Origin of the sequence: Sphingomonas endophytica (genome assembly GCF_001476895.1) — a bacterium.
Taxonomy (GTDB): domain Bacteria; phylum Pseudomonadota; class Alphaproteobacteria; order Sphingomonadales; family Sphingomonadaceae; genus Sphingomonas; species Sphingomonas endophytica_A.
Window position 1 is genome coordinate 1 of record NZ_LDTB01000024.1, and the last position, 18,641, is coordinate 18,641.

The 18,641-nt window shown below is 67.3% G+C and carries 20 protein-coding genes; 11 read left to right on the plus strand and 9 right to left on the minus strand.

All coding sequences use genetic code 11. From position 1 onward, the window contains the following. The 6 genes from NS334_RS08200 to fabD all read right to left on the minus strand — a co-directional run. On the minus strand, positions 1–379 hold a 379-nt coding region (locus tag NS334_RS08200; protein ID WP_193753033.1), incomplete at its 3' end, for an endolytic transglycosylase MltG. Positions 380–389: 10 nt separating this feature from the next. Beyond that, on the minus strand, positions 390–1,646 hold the full coding sequence (gene fabF, locus NS334_RS08205; protein ID WP_058755489.1) for a beta-ketoacyl-ACP synthase II: 1,257 nt from the start codon (positions 1,644–1,646) through the stop codon (positions 390–392). Between the two features lie 160 nt (positions 1,647–1,806). Then, a complete protein-coding gene (locus tag NS334_RS08210; protein ID WP_028056834.1) occupies positions 1,807–2,043 on the minus strand; it encodes an acyl carrier protein in 237 nt (78 codons plus the stop codon). A 108-nt stretch (positions 2,044–2,151) separates the two neighbouring features. Further along, positions 2,152–2,895 (minus strand): 3-oxoacyl-[acyl-carrier-protein] reductase, encoded by a 744-nt coding sequence (fabG, locus tag NS334_RS08215; RefSeq protein ID WP_058755490.1) that lies wholly within the window; start codon positions 2,893–2,895, stop codon positions 2,152–2,154. A 12-nt stretch (positions 2,896–2,907) separates the two neighbouring features. Beyond that, the gene (locus NS334_RS08220) at positions 2,908–3,336 is read right to left on the minus strand and encodes a GxxExxY protein (protein ID WP_058755512.1); all 429 of its coding nucleotides are present in this window, start codon (positions 3,334–3,336) and stop codon (positions 2,908–2,910) included. 33 nt (positions 3,337–3,369) lie between these two features. Beyond that, positions 3,370–4,329: an ACP S-malonyltransferase gene (gene fabD / locus NS334_RS08225; RefSeq protein WP_058755491.1), complete on the minus strand. Its 960-nt coding sequence runs from the start codon at positions 4,327–4,329 to the stop codon at positions 3,370–3,372. A 311-nt stretch (positions 4,330–4,640) separates the two neighbouring features. On the opposite strand from fabD, the gene rpsF reads away from it, so the two are divergent. Genes rpsF through rplI form a run of 3 tightly spaced genes read left to right on the plus strand, consistent with a single transcriptional unit; the run spans position 4,641 to position 5,887 of the window. Then, a complete protein-coding gene (rpsF, locus tag NS334_RS08230; protein ID WP_058755492.1) occupies positions 4,641–5,057 on the plus strand; it encodes a 30S ribosomal protein S6 in 417 nt (138 codons plus the stop codon). Continuing rightward, positions 5,057–5,281, plus strand: a complete 225-nt coding sequence (rpsR, locus tag NS334_RS08235; RefSeq protein ID WP_007403456.1) for a 30S ribosomal protein S18 — start codon at positions 5,057–5,059, stop codon at positions 5,279–5,281. The genes rpsF and rpsR overlap by 1 nt, the downstream gene beginning before the upstream one ends. Before the next feature lie 12 nt (positions 5,282–5,293). Beyond that, positions 5,294–5,887: a 50S ribosomal protein L9 gene (gene rplI, locus NS334_RS08240; protein ID WP_058755493.1), complete on the plus strand. Its 594-nt coding sequence runs from the start codon at positions 5,294–5,296 to the stop codon at positions 5,885–5,887. Between the two features lie 691 nt (positions 5,888–6,578). On the opposite strand, the gene NS334_RS08245 is transcribed toward rplI, so the two are convergent. Then, on the minus strand, positions 6,579–7,652 hold the full coding sequence (locus NS334_RS08245; RefSeq protein WP_058755494.1) for an NAD(P)/FAD-dependent oxidoreductase: 1,074 nt from the start codon (positions 7,650–7,652) through the stop codon (positions 6,579–6,581). An 88-nt stretch (positions 7,653–7,740) separates the two neighbouring features. On the opposite strand from NS334_RS08245, the gene NS334_RS08250 reads away from it, so the two are divergent. The 8 genes from NS334_RS08250 to NS334_RS08285 are packed head-to-tail and all read left to right on the plus strand — an operon-like array spanning position 7,741 to position 15,195. Continuing rightward, positions 7,741–8,217 carry an A24 family peptidase gene (locus NS334_RS08250; RefSeq protein WP_193753034.1) on the plus strand — a complete coding sequence of 159 codons (477 nt, stop codon included), beginning with the start codon at positions 7,741–7,743 and terminating at the stop codon, positions 8,215–8,217. Positions 8,218–8,267: 50 nt separating this feature from the next. Then, the gene (gene cpaB, locus NS334_RS08255) at positions 8,268–9,290 is read left to right on the plus strand and encodes a Flp pilus assembly protein CpaB (RefSeq protein WP_058755495.1); all 1,023 of its coding nucleotides are present in this window, start codon (positions 8,268–8,270) and stop codon (positions 9,288–9,290) included. Position 9,291: 1 nt separating this feature from the next. Beyond that, positions 9,292–10,899 (plus strand): type II and III secretion system protein family protein, encoded by a 1,608-nt coding sequence (locus NS334_RS08260; protein WP_058755496.1) that lies wholly within the window; start codon positions 9,292–9,294, stop codon positions 10,897–10,899. An 11-nt stretch (positions 10,900–10,910) separates the two neighbouring features. Further along, the gene (locus tag NS334_RS08265; RefSeq protein WP_241491864.1) at positions 10,911–11,531 is read left to right on the plus strand and encodes a CpaD family pilus assembly lipoprotein; all 621 of its coding nucleotides are present in this window, start codon (positions 10,911–10,913) and stop codon (positions 11,529–11,531) included. A gap of 1 nt (position 11,532) precedes the next feature. After that, a complete protein-coding gene (locus tag NS334_RS08270) occupies positions 11,533–12,804 on the plus strand; it encodes an AAA family ATPase (RefSeq protein WP_058755498.1) in 1,272 nt (423 codons plus the stop codon). Between the two features lie 28 nt (positions 12,805–12,832). Then, positions 12,833–13,798, plus strand: a complete 966-nt coding sequence (locus NS334_RS08275; RefSeq protein ID WP_058755499.1) for a type II secretion system F family protein — start codon at positions 12,833–12,835, stop codon at positions 13,796–13,798. Between the two features lies 1 nt (position 13,799). After that, positions 13,800–14,783 (plus strand): type II secretion system F family protein, encoded by a 984-nt coding sequence (locus NS334_RS08280; RefSeq protein WP_058755500.1) that lies wholly within the window; start codon positions 13,800–13,802, stop codon positions 14,781–14,783. Positions 14,784–14,835: 52 nt separating this feature from the next. Continuing rightward, a complete protein-coding gene (locus NS334_RS08285; protein ID WP_058755501.1) occupies positions 14,836–15,195 on the plus strand; it encodes a hypothetical protein in 360 nt (119 codons plus the stop codon). On the opposite strand, the gene NS334_RS08290 is transcribed toward NS334_RS08285, so the two are convergent. Both NS334_RS08290 and ppdK read right to left on the minus strand, forming a co-directional pair. Then, positions 15,188–15,931: a PEPxxWA-CTERM sorting domain-containing protein gene (locus tag NS334_RS08290; RefSeq protein ID WP_058755502.1), complete on the minus strand. Its 744-nt coding sequence runs from the start codon at positions 15,929–15,931 to the stop codon at positions 15,188–15,190. The two genes, NS334_RS08285 and NS334_RS08290, sit on opposite strands and share 8 nt — an antisense overlap. After that, positions 15,928–18,597, minus strand: coding sequence for a pyruvate, phosphate dikinase (gene ppdK / locus NS334_RS08295; RefSeq protein ID WP_058755503.1), 2,670 nt, complete (start codon positions 18,595–18,597; stop codon positions 15,928–15,930). Before ppdK ends, NS334_RS08290 begins: the two co-directional genes overlap by 4 nt. Positions 18,598–18,641 lie beyond the last annotated feature (44 nt).

The window sequence follows — 18,641 nt, forward strand, 5'->3', positions numbered from 1 at the left end:
CGGCCTTCAGCAGCGCGTCGCGCACCATCACCGAGGGCAGGCCTTCCGGTATCACCACCAGCCGTTGCAGCGCCTTGCCGCCCTGCAGGATCGCCAGCACCTGCGACGCGCTGGCGTGCGCCGGGAAGGCATATTCCCCCGCCTTGATCGCCGCGCCCGATCCGAACACCCGGGCCTGCCAACGGAAACGGTGCGCCGATCCGATCACGCCCGCCGCCTCCAGCGTCCGCGCGGCGGCGGCGAGGCTGGACCCTTCGGCGATCTCGACATTCGCCGGCTTCGCGAGCGGCCCCGCGCCCTTCCAGCCATAGCCGAACCAGAACGCGCCCGCGATCAACAGCAGGCCGGCGACAAGAGCGAAGCAGCCGAGCCTGCGCATGATCCCGGCCTCAGACCGCCTTCATCACCAGCGAGGCATTGGTCCCGCCAAAACCGAAGCTGTTGTTCAGCACCGCGCGCACCGGCCGCTTCTTGGCAACCAGCGGCACGAGATCGACGCCCTCGGTCCCGTCGTCGGGATTGTGGAGGTTGAGCGTCGGCGGCACGATCTGATCGCGCAGCGCCAGGATGCAGAAGATGCTCTCGACCGCCCCGGCCCCGCCCAGCAGATGCCCGATCGCCGACTTGGTGCTCGACATCGACGCGCCCGACAGATCGTCGCCGAACACGCGCTTCGCCGCCGCCAGCTCGATCGTGTCGGCCATCGTCGAGGTACCGTGCGCGTTGATGTAATCGATGTCGGCCGGGGTCATCCCCGCCTTGCGCAGCGCCATGCGCATCGCCAGCTCCGCGCCCTTGCCTTCCGGGTGCGGCGCGGTGACGTGATAGGCGTCGCCCGACAGGCCGTAGCCCACGACCTCGGCGTAGATCTTCGCGCCACGCGCCTTGGCGTGCTCATATTCCTCCAGCACGACGACGCCCGCGCCCTCGCCCATCACGAAACCGTCGCGGTCCTTGTCGTAGGGGCGGCTGGCCTCGGTCGGGCGATCGTTCATGCTCATGTTGAGCGCGCGCGCCTGCGCGAAGCCGGCGACGCCCAGCGGGTTGATCGTGCTTTCCGCGCCGCCCGCCAGCATGATGTCGGCATCGTCGTCCTTGATCATCCGCGCCGCGTCGCCGATCGAATGCGCGCCGGTCGAACACGCCGTGACGACCGCATGATTCGGCCCCATCAGCCCGTACTTGATGGAGACCTGACCGCTGATGAGGTTGATCAGCCGCCCGTGAACGAAGTGCGGGCTGACCCGGCCCGGACCGCGCTCATGCAGGTTCACCGATTCGATCTCGATCCCCGGCAGGCCGCCGATCCCCGAGCCGATCGACACGCCCGTGCGCATCCGCATCGCCTCGTCCATCTCGGTCAGCCCGGCGTCTTCCAGCGCCTGACCGGCGGCATCGATGCCGTACACGATGAACGGATCGACCTGCCGCTGGACCTTGTGGTCGACGCGACGATCGGGATCGAAGCCGTATTCGTGATCCTTGGGCTTCACCTCGCACGCGATCGTGCACTTCTGGCCGGTCGTGTCGAAGCGCGTGATCGTCCCCGCGCCCGATTTGCTGGCGATCAGATTGGCCCAGACGGTTTCCACATCCGCACCCAGCGGGGTGACGAGGCCAAGACCGGTGACGACGACGCGACGCATAGGCTTCCCTTCATGACCGTGACCCGCGCCTCTCCCCCGCGCGGATGGTCCATCAAAATGAAACGGCTTCCCATCCTCTAGCGAAGGACGGGAAGCCGCTCAATTCCAGTCGACTGCCGCAGGGTCGGCCGGATCATCCGGCCCCCGCGACGCTTCGGGCTCAGCCCTTGTGCTCGTCGATATAGGTGATCGCGTCCTTGACGGTCGAGATCTTCTCGGCGGCATCGTCCGGGATCTCGACCCCGAACTCTTCCTCGAACGCCATCACCAGCTCGACGATGTCGAGGCTGTCCGCGCCCAGATCGTCGATGAAGCTGGCGTCCTCGGTCACCTTGTCGGCCTCGACGCCGAGATGCTCGACGACGATCTTCTTCACGCGGTCGGCGGTCTCGCTCATAACTTTCCCTCTTTCAATTTGGGGGGTGATTTAAAATTCCTGAACGCAGGTAGAGCCGGCAGGCCCGCCTGACAAGTCCGCGCGTGCGGTGCCCGGCGGGCCAAAGGCTCAGACCATCGCCATCCCGCCGTTGACGTGGATGGTCTGGCCGGTGACGTAACCCGCCTCCTTGGACGCCAGATAGACGACCGCGGCGGCGATGTCATCGCCCGTGCCCAGATCCCCCGCCGGGATGCGCGACGTCAGCGCGCTCTTCTGCGCCTCCGGCAGCACGTCGGTCATCGCCGAGCGGATGAAGCCGGGCGCGACGCAATTGACGGTGATGTTGCGGCTGGCCAGTTCCTGCGCCACTGCCTTGGACATGCCGACCAGCCCCGCCTTGGACGCGGCATAGTTCGCCTGACCCGGATTGCCGGTCTGGCCGACGACCGAGGTGATCGAGACGACGCGGCCGAAGCGCTGCTTCATCATCGGCTTGGCGGCGGCCCGGATCAGCCGGAACGCGGCCTCCAGGTTGACGCGGATCACCTGATCCCATTCGTCGTCCTTCATCCGCATCGCCAGATTGTCGCGCGTGACCCCGGCATTGTTGACGAGAATGTCGATCCGCCCGCCCAGCGCGGCGACCGCCTGCGGCACCAGCGCGTCGACCGCGGCGGCATCCGACAGGTCGCACGGCAGCGCGACATGCTCCTCTCCGCCCAACTCGCCCAGAAACGCCTCCAGCTTGGCGACGTTCGACCCCGACACCGCCAGCCGCGCCCCCTGCGCCGCCAGTCCCCTGGCGATCGCCGACCCGATCCCCCCCGAAGCGCCGGTGACCAGCGCGGTCATGCCTGTAAGGTCGAACATTGGTTACTCCTGTCAGTCAAATTGATTGTTCGCGCAGAGACGCGGAGGCGCAGAGGGGATGTGATTGTTGACCAGCCGGCGGATTCCCTCCTTAAGGGTGGCTCCGCCGAAGTTGATAAGCAATCCGACCCTGCGATCGGTCAGGCGCAAGTACGTCAGCAACTGTTTGGCATGAGCGGCCGTCGGCCGCTCAACGGATTTGATCTCGACGATCAGTCGATCATCCACCAGCAGATCGATACGGAAGGCGTTGTCGAACTGCATATCCTCGAAGTGGAACGATACAGGCACCTGAGTTCGGACCGTATACCCCATGCGGGCGAGCTTAGCCGCCAACACCGTCTCATATACGCTCTCGAGCAACCCGGGCCCAAGGTCACGATGCAGCCTGATCGCCACATCGACGACGTCGCCACTGATGCAGTCGATATCGCGAGCCACCACCTCTCTGCGCCTCCGCGTCTCTGCGCGAAATCAAATCTTCTTCAACACCGCCTCGATATCGTCCATCGACACGACGCTCACCGTCTCCACATCCGGCGCGATGCGCTTGACCATCGGGGACAGGACCTTGCCGCCGAACTCGACGAACTCGGTCACGCCCGCCTCGACCATCGCCAGCACCGACTCGCGCCACCGCACGCGCCCCGTCACCTGCTCGACCAGCAATCGCCGGATCGCGCCCGGATCGGCCACCGCCGCCGCATCGACATTGGCGAACACCGGCACCAGCGGTGCGCGCAGGTCGGCCTCGGCCAGCGCGCCCTCCATCACCCGCGCGGCATCTTCCATCAGCGGGCAGTGGAACGGTGCGGACACCGGCAGTAGCACCGCGCGCTTCGCCCCCATCTCCTTCGCCAGCGCGACCGCGCGCTCCACCGCGACCCGGTGGCCCGAGATCACCACCTGCGACGGATCATTGTCGTTGGCGACGGTGCACACCAACGTCTCGCCCGTCTCCGCCAGGATCGCATCGACCGCCGCGCCCGAGATCGCCTGCGCCTTCTCGACGTCCGCGCCCAGCAACGCCGCCATCGCGCCCTCGCCGACCGGGACCGCCGCCTGCATCGCCCGCCCGCGCGTCTTCAGCAGCCGCGCGGTCGTGCCGAGGTCGAGCGCCTCCGCCCCGCACAAGGCGCTATATTCGCCCAGCGAGTGCCCCGCGACGTAGTCCGCCTTCTCGCTCAGCCGCACCCCGCCCTCGCGCGTCAGCACGCGCAGCGTGGCGATCGCGTTCGCCATGATCGCGGGCTGCGCATTCTCGGTCAGCGTCAGCTCGTCCGCCGGGCCTTCCGCCATCAGGCGACGCAGGTTCTGGCCCAGCGCCTCGTCGACCTCGCCGAACACCTCGCGCGCGATCGCCGAGGCATCGGCCAGCGCCGCCCCCATGCCGACCGCCTGGCTGCCCTGTCCCGGAAAGATGAACGCGCGCATAGGAACCTCCGTTGGAAGGCCGCGCTGCTAGGCCGCGCGCCCGCATCCGGTCAACCGCGCTGGCGATTCGCGGGGCGATGTGGTAGGAAAATGGCCGGCCCCGCGAATATTGAATCCAACGCGTTATCGTCTCAACATTCGCAACATTCGCGCCTCAACATTCGGTTGCGCAGACGTTGATATTGGGTCATAGCGCGACAGCGTCGGGCGGAAGGGAATCACCCTTGCCGCCCTTTGCCGTTGGAACGACAGCCGGAGGGGCGTTGCGCATGGGGCGCACGTCAGCGATCGGCCAACATGAAGGTACATGCATGGCTCTGTACGAGCATGTGTTCCTTGCGCGCCAGGATCTGGCACAGGCGCAGGTGGACACGCTGGCGGAAACCGCCACCAAGATCGTCGAGGAACGTGGCGGCAAGGTCGTCAAGACCGAGACCTGGGGCCTGCGTTCGCTGGCCTATCGCATCGCCAAGAACCGCAAGGCGCATTACGTGATGCTCGAAATCGACGCGCCGGGCGACACCGTCGCCGAGCTGGAGCGTCAGACCAGCATCAACGAGGACGTGATCCGCTACATGACCGTCCGCGTCGACGGCCACGAAGCCGGCCCGACCGTGATGATGCGCAAGCAGGAGCGCGACCGTGAGCGCCGCAGCGACCGCGAAGGCGGCCGTGGCGAGCGTGGTGATCGCGGCCCGCGTCGCGATCGTGAAGAGGAGGCCGCATAATGGCGCGTCCGTTTTTCCGTCGTCGCAAGTCGTGCCCGTTCAGCGCCAAGGATGCGCCCCGGATCGACTATAAGGACGTCCGTCTGCTCCAGGGCTTCGTGTCCGAGCGGGGCAAGATCGTTCCGTCGCGCATCACCTCGGTGAGCGCGAAGAAGCAGCGCGAGCTGGCGCAGGCGATCAAGCGCGCCCGCCACCTGGGCCTGCTGCCCTACGTCGTGAAGTAAGGAGAAGAGCAGATGGATATCATCCTGCTTGAGCGCGTCGAGAAGCTCGGCGGCATCGGCGACGTGGTGAAGGTCAAGGACGGGTTCGCCCGTAACTACCTGCTGCCGAACAAGAAGGCGCTGCGCGCCAACGAGGCGAACCGCAAGGTGTTCGAGGCGAACCGCGCCCGCATCGAGAGCGAGAACGCCAACCGCCGCGCCGAGGCCGAGAAGGAAGCCGGTTCGTTCAAGGACGCGCAGATCACGCTGATCCGCCAGTCGTCGAACACCGGCCAGCTCTACGGTTCGGTCGCGGTGCGCGATCTGGTCGAGGCGCTGGTGGCCGATGGTCACAAGGTGACGAAGAGCCAGGTGGTACTGGATCGCCCGATCAAGTCGATCGGCCTGTACGACGTGAAGGTGCAGTTGCACCCGGAAGTCGTCGTGAACGTGAAGGTCAATGTCGCACGCTCGCCCGAAGAGGCGGAGATGCAGACTCAGGGCGTCGACGTCATGGCGGCGGTCTTCGAGGAAGGTCGCGATCAGGGTGGCTTCACCGAGGATTACGATCCCAATGCCGAGCCGGGCGCGACCGCCGAGGTCCAGTCGGACGACGCGCAGGGCTGAACCCCGCGCTTCCCGGTTGCCGGATAAAGAAAGGCCCGCATGGAGCGATCCATGCGGGCCTTTCCATGTCGACGCCGCCGCAGAGTGTGGGGGGGAAGCGCGGCAGCGTACCTGGCAGATGGCAGGAAGGATTAAGGCACCGTCACGACCGCACCGACGACGGCGGCGAGTGGCAGCAAGGCCAGGAACAGGGGCATGAGCTGTTTCACGGTGGCGACCCTTCGTTATCGCGCAATCAAATGCCCGCCCACCCCAAAGGTTGCGCGCCGCTGAACGAATTCGCACCGGCGAGTTGCCGCGACCCTGCGACGAACCGCGCGTGCGTCCCGGAACGCCGGTGCCGATTGGCGGTTTGGACAGGCAGGATCGCCACCCCCGGCGGGCGGCGCCGTTGTGCGGGCGTTAGGATCAGGACGTGTCATCAAGGGAGCGGGAGCGAAGCGAGCGGCTGGCGAGCATGGGCAGAGCGTTGCGCGGCAGCCTGCGTGTCCCTACCGACACCTACATCACCGGCGACATCCCGTTGCTCCTGACCCTGTTGAGCAAAGTGCCCGGCGTTCCGGAGCAAGCGGGTCGCCGCGACGCGACCGCCTGCGATCCAACCCAGTCGAGGTAATCGTCGCCGCCGGTGGCGTCATGATAACCCCCACCTGACAATCGCCGACCACAATCGGCACGGCGACGGCTCCAGTCAGGTCGCGAAACGATCCGGTGCATAACGCTCGACGTCGATTCCGTCCGGCGGCGCCTCGCCCAGCAGCAACGCGGCGCCGACCGCCGCCGCTGCCGGTGCGGTCTGGATGCCGAAGCCGCCTTGCCCCGCGAACCAGAAAAAGCCCCCCTCCGCCATGCCGTAGATCGGCAGCCGGTCGGGCGCGAACGAGCGTAACCCCGCCCAGCGCCGCTCGACGCGGAGCACCCGCCAGTCGACCGCGCGCTCGAACCGGTCGATCGCGATCGCGACGTCGATATCCTCGGCGGCCACGTCATGCGCCGCGACGGGATGTTCGTCATGCGGGCTCAGCCATAGCCGCCCGCCCGCCTCCGGCTTGAAATAGAAGCGGCCGGATACGTCGATGATGAACGGCAGGTCGGCGGGCGCGGCGGGATCGGTCTGTACCTGCACCATCGTTCGCCGGTACGGGCGGATACCCAGCGGGCGCACCCCGCAGCGTGTCGCCACCGTATCGGCCCACGCACCGGCCGCATCGACGATTACCCGCGCCCCGAATTCCCGCCCGTCCTCGGTGAGGATCCGCCAGCAGCCCGCGTACCGCTCGGCACTCGCCAGCCGCGCGCCATTATGAAGTACCGCCCCCGCGCGCCGCGTCTTCGCCAGATAGTCGGCGTGCAGGCGCGCGACGTCGATGTAGGAGCAACTCGGCTCGCTCACTCCCAATGTCCAGCTATCCCGCAATCCGGGTACCCAGGCATGTGGGTCGACGCGGGACAGAGCGATCGGCGTGCCCGCGAACTCCGCCAGCAACGCATCGACCGCGCCGTGATCCTCGCCGCGGCCGATGTGCAACGCCCCGAGCGGATCGAGATAACCACCGTCGTGCAACGCCGCGCCCGATGCGGTGGTCAGCGGCTGGACTCCCGGTCCGCCATAGGTTTCCGACCAGAATGCCGCGGAACGACCCGTCGCGTGATAACCAGGCTGCGCCTCTCCCTCCAGCAGCAGCACGCGCGCGCGCGACCCGACCGCGGCGGCAAGGCTCGCCCCGGCCATGCCCGCACCGATGATCGCAATGTCATACGTCATGCGGCCTGCCGCGCGGGAAATTCGTCGGTCGTCGTCATCGCCGGCATGGTTACGGTTTCTCAAACCATTCCGTCTAGCGCCATGGGCCATGAGTGGGGGAATTCTCACATGGCTGCTGCCCGGCATCATGGGTGCGCTGCTGCTGTCGGCGGGCATTCAGGACGTGCGCACGCGCGAGATCGCCAACTGGAAGAACGCGGCGATCGCGCTGCTCGCACCTTTATGGTGGGCCTCGATCGGATTGTCGCCCTGGCCGGATATGGCGGTGCAGGTCGGGGGGGCGGCGCTGGTCTTCGCGTTGTTCGTCGTCGCCTTCGCGCTGGGCCAGATGGGTGGAGGCGATGTGAAACTGATCGGCGCGCTCGCCTTGTGGCTGCCGCCGATGCACCTGCTCGACATGCTGCTGGCGATGTCGCTGATCGGTGGCGCGCTGACGCTGGCGATGCTGATCGAACGCCGACTCCGGCAAGACAGCGCCGCGGTCGAAGTACCTTACGGCGTGGCGATCGCGATCGCCGGGCTGCTGAGCCTTCGCGAACCGCTCCTTAACCAATTTACCCAATAATCCACGCCATCTCGGACGCCGGCAGGCGTCGCGCCAGGACAAGGTCACTCATGGACAGTCGCAAGCTCATCATGCTGGTCGGGGCATTGCTGATGGCGGCCTTCACGGCCTTCGCCGGGCGGTCAATGCTGGCCGGCTCGCCCGCGCCCGAGGCACAAGCCGCCGCCGCGAGGATCGACGGGCCGGAGGTGCTGGTCGCCACGCGCGCGCTGCCGGTCGGCACGATCCTCGATGCCGGTGCGCTGAAGTTCCAGCCATGGCCCAAGGAGCTGGTCGAGAACGCTTACTATCTGCGCGCCGGCACCGACATGTCCAAGCTGATCGGCACGGTCGTGCGACTGCCGATCACCGCCGGACAGCCGGTGACGCAGGGGCAGTTGGTGAAGCCGGGTGATCGCGGCTTTCTGGCCGCCGCACTGGGGCCGGGAATGCGCGCGGTGACGGTGCCGGTGTCGACGCAGACCGGGGTCGCGGGCTTCGTCTTCCCGGGCGACCATATCGATCTGATCCTCACCCAGTCGGTCGATGGAGGCGGCGACGGCCCGCCGCTGAAGGCGAGCGAGACGGTGATGCGCAATCTGCGGGTACTCGCCACCGACCAGCGCACCACCGACCAGAAGGACGATCAGGGCAATACCGTCGTCCAGACCTTCTCGACGATCACCGTCGAGGCGACTCCGAAGATCGCCGAGCAGATCGCGGTCGCGCAGACGCTTGGTACGCTCTCGCTGTCGCTCCGCTCGCTGGCGGACAATGCCTCCGAACTCGATCGCGCGATCGCATCGGGCAGCGTCAGCGTCGGCGACGGCAAGGATCCCGCGCGGGAACAGGCGGTGCTCGACCGCTTGGCCAACACGCCGCAGACCGGCGACACCACCTATGCGGTCGGCGCGGACGTGTCGCGGTTTCAGCGCCGGACCGTACCCGGCCGTCCACCCCAGCAAGGCGGCGGGACGACCGCACCGGGCATTGCCGCCCCCACCGCGATCCCCGGCCTCGCTCCCGTCGGACCGCTCGTTCGTATCACGCGCGGCAATGCGGTCACCAATGTCTCGCTCGCAGGAAAGAATTGAGATGCGCGCCCAGATCTTGCTCGTGCGCGGCTTGCCGATGGTCGCGGCGTTCGCGACCGCGCTGTCGCCGGTTGCCGCCGCACCGCACCCGCCGGGCGGTCGCGCGGTCGCCACGCCGCAGCGTACGGCCCGCATCGGGTCGCCGCCGGCTGGCGTGACGAAACCCGCCCAGGACAAGTGGCTGTCGATCGGCGAAGGTGAACTGATCACCCTGCCGGCCGCCGTGGCGGAGGTATGGACCTCCAATCCCGAGGCCGCCGACGTCTATGTCGCCAACCCTCGCCAGATCCATCTGTTCGGCAAGAACAACGGCGAATCGACGATCTTCGCGACCGATCGCGCCGGTGCGGTGATCTATGCGACAACCGTCCGCGTGGCGCAGAACGCCACCGCGATCGACCGGATGCTGAAGGCGGCGTTACCGGGTGCGGACATCCAGGTCGCGATGGTCGGCCAGATCGCGGTCATCAACGGCAGCGTCCCCTCCCCGGCCGATGCCGAACAGGCGCAACGGCTGGTGACGGGGCTGCTCAACCCGGGCATCGATCCGACCGACGCGGCCGCGACGCTGAAAATCGGCGTCATCAATCGCCTGCGCATCCCGACGCCGTTGCAGGTCAACCTGCAGGTCAAGTTCGCGGAGGTCAGCCGCTCGTTCCTGAAGAACATCGCCAACAACATCACGACCCGGACCCTGGGCAACAAGAATCCGTTGCTCGGCCTGGGCTTCGGCAGGCAGGGGACGATCACCAACGTCCTGCCGGGCACGGCCAATCCGAACCTGCCGAACGGCGGAACAAGCTTCACGCTGCCGGGCATCGTCGAGGGTGGCGGGACGTTCAGCCTCTTCGGCAAGTTGCTGGGCACCGACTTCATCAACGCGCTCGATCTCGGCGAAACGCTGGGTCAGGTGACGACACTCGCCAACCCGAACCTCACGGCGCTGTCGGGCGAAACGGGGACGTTCCTGGCGGGCGGCGAAATCCCGATCCCGATCCCACAGGCGCTGGGCGTCACCTCGATCGAATACAAGCAGTTCGGTGTCAGCCTGGCCTATACGCCGACGGTGCTATCCGACGGTCGCATCTCGCTGCGCGTCCGCCCGGAGGTGTCGCAGCTCGATTACGCCAACGCGATCACGCTGAACGCTGGCGGGCGCGTACCCGCGCTGACGACGCGCCGTGCCGAGACGACCGTGGAACTCGGCTCGGGCCAGAGCTTCATGATCGCCGGGCTGATGCAGAACTCGCACAACAACAACTACACGAAGACACCGGGTGTCGGCGACCTGCCGATCCTCGGGGCGCTGTTCCGCTCCAACAGCTTCCAGCGCAACGAGACCGAACTGGTCATCGTCATCACCCCCTATCTGGTGCGTCCGACCAACGCCGCCGACATCAAGCTGCCCACCGACGGCTACAAGGCACCGACCGATCTGGAGCGCGTGTTCCTTGGCAAGCTGGAAAGCGGCAACCGCGCCGTCGAACGGCCAAAATCGACGCAGGGCACCTTGCCCGCGGCCCCGATGACCGCCCTACCCGCGCCGTCCGCGAACCGTGGTGCCGCACGCGGCGAAGCGACGCCGGCTCCCGGCTTCTCGCTGAATTGAGGATGCCTATCATGACCCTGCGTCCGCTCCTTCTTTCCGCTCTGGTACTATGTGCCCCGCTCGCCGCTTGTGACGGATCGCATCGTGGCATCGAAACCGCGCACCGGCCGGTGGTCAGCCACACCAGCTACGCAATCGACCTGCTTGCCGGCCCTGACGGGCTGGCCGGTGGCGAGGCGCAACGGCTGCGTGGTTGGCTCGACACGCTTGCGATCGGTTACGGCGACACCCTGACGATCGACGACCCGGCCGGCTCGGCGCGTGTCCGCGAAGACGTCGCCGCGGTTGCCGGCCTGCCGCTAACCGCCGTCGCGATCGGCGCGCCACTGTCGCCGGGAGCGGTTCGCGTCACCGTCATCCGCAGCAGCGCGACCGTCCCCAGCTGTGCGACGCCCGCCGCCAATGCGTCACTGGTCAACTTCGACGCGCACCTCAGCTCGGGCTTCGGTTGCGCGGTGAACGGGAACCTCGCCGCGATGGTCGCCGACCCCGACGATCTGCTGCGTGGTCGCGTCGATGACGGACACGGCAGGGCGGCAACCGCGGCGAAGGCGGTGTCCGCGTGGCGGAAGACCGCAACGACCGGAAACGGCGGCACCGCCGTCAAGAATGAATCGACCGGAGGCCGCTGAGATGAACGCCCCCTGGAAACCCGTCGGTGCGAGCGCGCGCCTGCCGATCATGGCCTTCGCTTGCGACGACGCCTCGCTGGAGACGCTGCGCACGATCGCCTCCGAATTGGGCTGGCCGGTCGATCATATCGTCAAGGGTGCGCTGCGCGAGGCGGTGCAGACGCTGGCGGTATCGTCAAGCCCGCAGATCCTGTTCGTCGATCTGAGCGAGACCAGCGACCCGTTGGGCGACATCAACGGCCTGGCCGAAGTATGCGAACCCGGCACGATCGTGATCGCCGCCGGGCAGGTCAACGACGTGCGCCTGTACCGCGCGCTGGTGAGCAGCGGCATCCAGGACTATCTGCTCAAGCCGTTGGGCGTGGACGCGGTGCGCGACGCGCTGGCGACGGCGCAGGCGCTGATCAACAGCCCGCGTCTCACCGACAATGTGCCGGAGCGGCCTCATGCCGCGATCGCGGTCATCGGCGCGCGCGGCGGGGTCGGCGCTTCGACGATCGCCACCTCGCTGGCGTGGCAGATGAGCGAATTGGGAAAGCGTTCGACGGCGCTGCTCGACCTCGACGTGCATTTCGGCACCGGGGCGCTCGCGCTCGATCTGGAGCCGGGGCGCGGATTGATCGACGCGATCGAGAATCCGGGGCGGATCGACGGACTTTTCATCGAGCGTGCGCTGGTGCGCGCGTCCGACAAGCTGTCGGTCCTGTCCGCCGAGGCGCCGATCAGTCACCCGATCATGACCGACGGCAGCGCCTATTTCCAGCTTCAGGAGGAATTGCGCACCGCCTTCGAAACCAGCGTCATGGATTTGCCGCGTGCGATGCTGATCCACTACCCGCAACTCGTCGCAGAGGTACAGGCGGCGGTGCTTGTCACCGACCTGACGCTGTCCGCCGCGCGCGACACGATCCGGTTGCTGTCGTGGCTGCGCACCAACGCGCCGCAGATGCAGGTCACCGTGCTCGCCAATCGCGTCCATGCGGGTGCGCAGGCAGAGGTGTCGCGCAAGGATTTCGAGGGTTCGATCGAGCGCGCGGTCGATGTCGTCGTCCCGTTCGATTACAAACTGGCGGTTCAGGCCGCGAAACTGGGCAAGCCGGTCGCGGAGGTCGGCAAGGGATCGAAGACGGTCGTGCCGCTAACCACGCTGGCCCAGCGCCTTCTGGCCGTGACGGGCGAACATGGTGAAACGATGAACGGAAGCGCGGCGCAGGGCGGCTCGCTGCTGGCCAAACTCAGCGGGCTGATGGCCAGAAAGCCAGCGCAGAAGTGATCGTCCCCCAGCCTGTTGCGGAGCCGCCATGTCACCGCTGATCCTGTTGCTTCTGCCGGCGGCCATGACGCTGGGGCTCCTGGTGATGGCCTTTGCGGGTCCATCGACGCAGAAGGCGACCGACCGCCGGCTGGCGGCGTTGCGCGTCCGGCACACCGCGGTCGTGACGAACACCGTGGAAGCGCAGATGCGCCGCATTACCGGACGAAGCGCAACCAGGGCCGACCTCGCCGTGATGCGGTTGCTGCCCAATGAGGCGGAGTTGAAGAAGCGGCTGGCGGCAACCGGGCGGAACTGGACGGTCGGCCAGTACGGCATGGTGGCGGCCGGAGTCGCGGCGGTCACGTTCCTGTTGCTGCTGCTCAAGGGACTGGGCCTGTTCGCCGTAATCATCGGGCCGCTGGTAGGGTTGCTGCTGCCGCACATCGTGGTGGGCAAACTCATCCAGCGTCGCCTGGCGGCGTTCACCGCGAAATTCCCCGATGCGATCGAATTGCTGGTGCGCGGACTGCGCTCCGGCCTGCCGATCTCCGAGACGATGCAGGTCGTGGGTGCAGAGGTGCCGGGACCGGTCGGCGAGGAATTCCGTGCGGTCGCGGACCGGATGCGGATCGGTCGATCGATGGACGTCGCGCTCCAGGAAACCGCCGACCGGCTGGGCACGCCCGAGTTCCAGTTCTTCGTCATCACGATCTCGATCCAGCGCGAGACCGGCGGCAATCTGGCGGAGACGCTCCAGAACCTCGCCACGGTGCTACGCCAGCGCGGGCAGATGAAGCTGAAGATCAAGGCGATGTCGTCCGAATCCAAGGCATCGGCCTATATCGTCGGATCGCTGCCGTTCGTGGTCTTCGGACTGATCTATGCGATCAATCCGCCGTATATGCAGAGCTTCTTCATCGACCCGCGCCTGATGATCGCGGGCGGCGGCGGGCTCATCTGGATGAGTCTGGGCGCGTTCATCATGTCCAGGATGGTGAACTTCGAGATCTGACATGGGCACACTTTCCGCAACCGAATTGCTGAACATGGCGACGCTGTTCCCGGCGTTGGCCGCCACGATCATCGTCGCGCTGTACGCCACGCGCGGGCTGCGCGATCCCATGACGCGGCGCGTCCGGGCGCTCAACGACCGCCGCGAACAGCTCAAGGCGGGCATCACCGCGTCGACCGCCAAGCGCCGTACCCGCCTGGTCCACAAGAGCGCCGCCGCGGACCGTCTGCGCAGCCTGCTGTCGTCGCTGCGCGTGTTGCAGGACGAACAGATAAAGGAGGCGCAGCGCAAGCTGATCCAGGCCGGCATCCGCAACAAGGAATGGGCGGTCGCGGTGATCTTCGGCCGGCTGGCCTTCCCGATCGTGTTCGGCGGCGGGATGATCGTCTGGGTCTATCTGCTCGATGCGTTCCCCGACTGGGGTGCCGCCAGGCGGTACGCGCTGGTGGCCGGCACGCTGGTCCTGTCGTACAAGGCGCCGGACATCTTCCTGAAGAACAAGATCACGAAGCGCAGCGATGCGATCCGCAAGGGTCTGCCCGACGCGCTCGACCTGCTCGTGATCTGCGCGGAGGCGGGGCTGACCGTTGATGCCGCCTTCCACCGCGTCTCGCGCGAGCTGGGCCGCGCCTATCCCGAACTGGGTGAGGAATTCGCGCTCACCGCGATCGAGCTCGGATTTCTGACCGACAGGCGGCAGGCGTTCGACAATCTGGCGATGCGCGTCGATCTCGACGCGGTGCGCGGCGTCGTCACCACCATGATCCAGACCGAGAAATACGGCACGCCGCTGGCCAGCGCGTTGCGCGTACTGTCGGCCGAGTTCCGCAACGAACGAATGATGCGCGCCGAGGAGAAGGCCGCCCGGTTGCCGGCGATCATGACCGTGCCGTTGATCCTGTTCATCCTGCCGACCTTGTTCGTCGTCATCCTGGGACCGGCGGCCTGTTCGCTCAACGACTCGTTCATCAACGCCAAGCCTTAGGAACAGCGCGCGCCTCCCGTCGTTGCAGCATCGACACGACGGGAGGATCGCCATGCTGTTCACGACACCCACGCAATATATCGCGCTGGCGATCGCGCTGGTCGCGGGCTGGCTGTTCGGGCTCGCCAGCCACCCCGGTGGCAAGAAGTGGAAAGCGCGCTATGCCGCCGAGCGCGACGCCCATGCCGCCACATCGAAGCGCGTGACCGAACTGGAACGCGAGCATGACACCGCAACCCGGCGCACCGCCGAGCTGGAGCGCGAGAACGAGACGCTACGTCAGGTGCCGGCTGTGACGGAGGAACGCGTCGTACGGGACGATCGGCCGCTGGCGGATCGCGACGATCGTATCGCGGCCCGCAGCGCGGCCGCTCCGGCGCATCCGCCGCGCGACCGCGAAAGCTTTATCTGACCGCCAGGGTCACGCGCCGCCGCGCGCGGCGCAGACCCACACCGACGGTGCCGAAACCGACCAGCATCAGCGCCCAGCTCGACGGTTCGGGAACGGCACGCATCGCAAAGCTGTAGGCGCTCGACAGGCCACTGCCGCTTCCGGGTCGCGACACCGGTGCGTGCGCATCTTCTACGGACAATGTATAACGGCCTGCCGCTAGCGTAACCTGCGTCGTTCCGTCAGCGCCGTCCCCCAGGCCGTCGAGCCGCAGCAGCGACACGCCGGTATCGCGTTCTGTCAGCGACACCGTCTGCGCGGGCACCAACCCGTCTGCCGAGGCGCCATAGCCTGACACGCCCCAATTCAGGTCGAAGGCCGTCGCGGTATCGACGGTGAAGAAGTAGCGATAGGTGCTGCTCCCCGTCAGCAGGCTGTCGTCCGATCCCGGCGCGGTTATCGCCAGCGTCCGGCGGAAGGTGACGCGACAGTGCGCGGCGTCCGCAAGGGTCGCGACCACCGACGCGATGCCTTGCATGGCGACGCCGCCGTTGGACGGCGATGCCGCCTGATTCGACCGGACGTCCGCGCTCACCCTTCCCGTCATGTTCCCGGCATCGCTGCCGCTCCGGTCGAGCGCCTGGCCGGCGATCACGCCCTGCAATCGTGCGTCGACAATCTGCGTTCCGATCGTCACCGCCGCCTGCGCGGGCAGCGCCGCGCCGGCCAGCATCACGCCGGCGACGAAACGGATCACGCGCGCGCCTTCAACGCCGCCTGTGCCGCCGCCAGTCGGGCGATCGGCACGCGATAGGGCGAGGCGGAGACGTAATCGAGTCCGACCTGTTCGCAGAAGGCGATCGACGCCGGATCGCCGCCATGTTCGCCGCAGATACCCAGCTTGATGTTCGGGCGGGTCTGGCGACCGCGTTCGGCGGCGAGTTCGACCAATTCGCCGACACCCTCGACATCCAGGCTGACGAACGGGTCGCGGGCGTAAATGCCCTTTTCGACATAAGCGCCCAGGAAGCGGCTGGCGTCGTCGCGGCTGACACCCAGTGTCGTCTGCGTCAGGTCGTTGGTGCCGAACGAGAAGAACTCGCCCGCCTCGGCGATCTCGCCCGCGCGCAGCGCCGCGCGCGGCAGCTCGATCATCGTGCCGACGAGGTATTCGATGGTGCGCCCACGCTCGGCAAAGACTTCCCTCGCGGCGGTATCGACCACCGTCTTCATCAGCTCCAGCTCGCGCTTGGTGCCGACCAGCGGGATCATCACCTCCGGGATCGGGGCCTCGCCGGACTTTTCGGCGACGTCGATCGCCGCCTCGAAGATCGCGCGCGCCTGCGTTTCGTAGATTTCCGGGTAGGTCACGCCGAGACGGCAACCGCGATGGCCGAGCATCGGGTTGAACTCATGCAATTCCGCCGCACGACGCTTGAGCTGGTCGATCGGCAGGCCGGTCGCGGTCGCGACCTCGGCGAATTCGTTCTCCTCGTGCGGCAGGAATTCGTGGAGCGGCGGGTCGAGCAGGCGCACCGTCACCGGCAGCCCGGCCATTACCTCGAAGATCGCGGTGAAATCGGCGCGCTGTTCCGGCAGCAGCTTCTCCAGCGCGGCGCGGCGGCCCGCCTCGTCCTCGGCGAGGATCATCTGGCGCACGGCGGTGATACGCGCGGCGTCGAAGAACATATGCTCGGTGCGGCACAGGCCGACACCCTCCGCGCCGAAATCGCGCGCGGTGCGGCAATCGAGCGGCGTTTCGGCGTTGGCGCGCACCTTCAGGCGGCGAACCTCGTCGGCCCATTCCATCAGCGTGCCGAAGTCGCCCGCCAGCTCGGGCTGGATCGTCGCGACTTCGCCGACCATCACCTCGCCGGTCGCGCCATCGATCGTAAGCATGTCGCCCTCGCGCACCTCACGCGCGCCGACGCGCAGCACCTTGTCCTTTGCCGAGATCGACAGCGAGCCCGCGCCCGAGACGCACGGCCGCCCCATGCCGCGCGCGACCACCGCCGCGTGGCTGGTCATCCCGCCGCGCGCGGTCAGGATGCCCTTCGCCGCGTGCATCCCGTGGATGTCCTCGGGGCTGGTTTCGGTGCGGACCAGGATCACCGCCTTGCCGTCCGCCGCCATCCGCTCGGCGGTGTCGGCATCGAACACGACGAGGCCGCTGGCCGCGCCCGGCGAGGCGGGCAGCCCCTTGGTCAGCACGTCGCGCGCCGCATTCGGATCGAGCGTCGGGTGGAGCAACTGGTCGAGCGCCTGCGGCTCGACGCGCGTGATCGCTTCCTCGCGGGTGATGAGGCCTTCGCTCGCCATCTCGACCGCGATCTTCAGCGCCGCCTTCGCGGTGCGCTTGCCCGAGCGGGTCTGGAGCATCCACAGCTTGCCGCGCTCGACGGTGAACTCGATGTCCTGCATGTCGCGGTAATGGGTTTCGAGCTTGTCGAAGACGGCGGCCAGCTCGGTATAGACTTGCGGAAGCGCCTCTTCCATCGACAGCGGTTTCGCGCCCGCTTCCTCGCGCGCGGCCTTCGTCAGATATTGCGGGGTGCGGATGCCCGCGACGACATCCTCGCCCTGCGCGTTGATGAGGAATTCGCCGTAATAGGCGCGGTCGCCCTTCGACGGATCGCGGGTGAAGGCGACGCCGGTGGCGCTGGTGTCGCCCATGTTGCCGAACACCATCGCCTGCACGTTGACCGCCGTCCCCCAGTCACCGGGGATGTGGTTCAGGCGGCGATAGACCTTCGCGCGCTCCGACTGCCACGACCCGAACACCGCGCCGACCGCGCCCCAGAGCTGGTCATGCACGTCCTGCGGGAAGGGCTTGCCCCATTCCTTCTCGACCAGCCCCTTGTATTCGGCGACCAGCTCGCGCCAGTCGGCGGCCGAGAGTTCGGTGTCGAGCGTGTAGCCGCGATCTTCCTTGGCGATCTCCAGCGCTTCCTCGAACGCGCCGTGATCGAGTTCGAGCACGACGTCCGAATACATCTGGATGAAGCGGCGATAGCTGTCCCAGGCGAAGCGTTCGTTGCCGCTGGCCGCCGCCAGCCCCTCGACCGTGCGGTCGTTGAGACCGAGGTTGAGGACGGTGTCCATCATCCCCGGCATCGAGACGCGCGCGCCGGAGCGGACCGACACCAGCAGCGGGTCGGCGGCGTCGCCGAAACGCTTGCCCGTCACCTGCTCGATATGCGCGATGCCCTCGGCAACCTCGGCCTTGAGCGAGTCCGGGAAGCGTTCGCCTTCCTCGTAATAGCGGGTGCACATCTCGGTCGAGATCGTGAAGCCCGGCGGCACCGGCAGGTCGATCGAGGCCATCTCGGCCAGGTTCGCGCCCTTGCCGCCGAGCAGGTTCTTGTCGCCCTTGCCCCCGTCGGAGACGCCGCCACCGAAGCGATAGACGTAACGCTGGGTCATCGTGACAAGTCCTTGATTACGCGTCGGCGGCCGGCGCGAATGTT

Bases quoted from the DNA above. Each gene is read 5' to 3' on its own strand.
- fabF (WP_058755489.1), bottom strand. From the start codon at position 1,646: ATGCGTCGCGTCGTCGTCACCGGTCTTGGCCTCGTCACCCCGCTGGGT.
- NS334_RS08210 (WP_028056834.1), bottom strand. From the start codon at position 2,043: ATGAGCGAGACCGCCGACCGCGTGAAGAAGATCGTCGTCGAGCATCTC.
- fabG (WP_058755490.1), bottom strand. From the start codon at position 2,895: ATGTTCGACCTTACAGGCATGACCGCGCTGGTCACCGGCGCTTCGGGG.
- fabD (WP_058755491.1), bottom strand. From the start codon at position 4,329: ATGCGCGCGTTCATCTTTCCGGGACAGGGCAGCCAGGCGGTCGGCATG.
- rpsF (WP_058755492.1), top strand. From the start codon at position 4,641: ATGGCTCTGTACGAGCATGTGTTCCTTGCGCGCCAGGATCTGGCACAG.
- rpsR (WP_007403456.1), top strand. From the start codon at position 5,057: ATGGCGCGTCCGTTTTTCCGTCGTCGCAAGTCGTGCCCGTTCAGCGCC.
- rplI (WP_058755493.1), top strand. From the start codon at position 5,294: ATGGATATCATCCTGCTTGAGCGCGTCGAGAAGCTCGGCGGCATCGGC.
- NS334_RS08245 (WP_058755494.1), bottom strand. From the start codon at position 7,652: ATGACGTATGACATTGCGATCATCGGTGCGGGCATGGCCGGGGCGAGC.
- NS334_RS08250 (WP_193753034.1), top strand. From the start codon at position 7,741: ATGAGTGGGGGAATTCTCACATGGCTGCTGCCCGGCATCATGGGTGCG.
- cpaB (WP_058755495.1), top strand. From the start codon at position 8,268: ATGGACAGTCGCAAGCTCATCATGCTGGTCGGGGCATTGCTGATGGCG.
- NS334_RS08260 (WP_058755496.1), top strand. From the start codon at position 9,292: ATGCGCGCCCAGATCTTGCTCGTGCGCGGCTTGCCGATGGTCGCGGCG.
- NS334_RS08265 (WP_241491864.1), top strand. From the start codon at position 10,911: ATGACCCTGCGTCCGCTCCTTCTTTCCGCTCTGGTACTATGTGCCCCG.
- NS334_RS08270 (WP_058755498.1), top strand. From the start codon at position 11,533: ATGAACGCCCCCTGGAAACCCGTCGGTGCGAGCGCGCGCCTGCCGATC.
- NS334_RS08275 (WP_058755499.1), top strand. From the start codon at position 12,833: ATGTCACCGCTGATCCTGTTGCTTCTGCCGGCGGCCATGACGCTGGGG.
- NS334_RS08280 (WP_058755500.1), top strand. From the start codon at position 13,800: ATGGGCACACTTTCCGCAACCGAATTGCTGAACATGGCGACGCTGTTC.
- NS334_RS08285 (WP_058755501.1), top strand. From the start codon at position 14,836: ATGCTGTTCACGACACCCACGCAATATATCGCGCTGGCGATCGCGCTG.
- ppdK (WP_058755503.1), bottom strand. From the start codon at position 18,597: ATGACCCAGCGTTACGTCTATCGCTTCGGTGGCGGCGTCTCCGACGGG.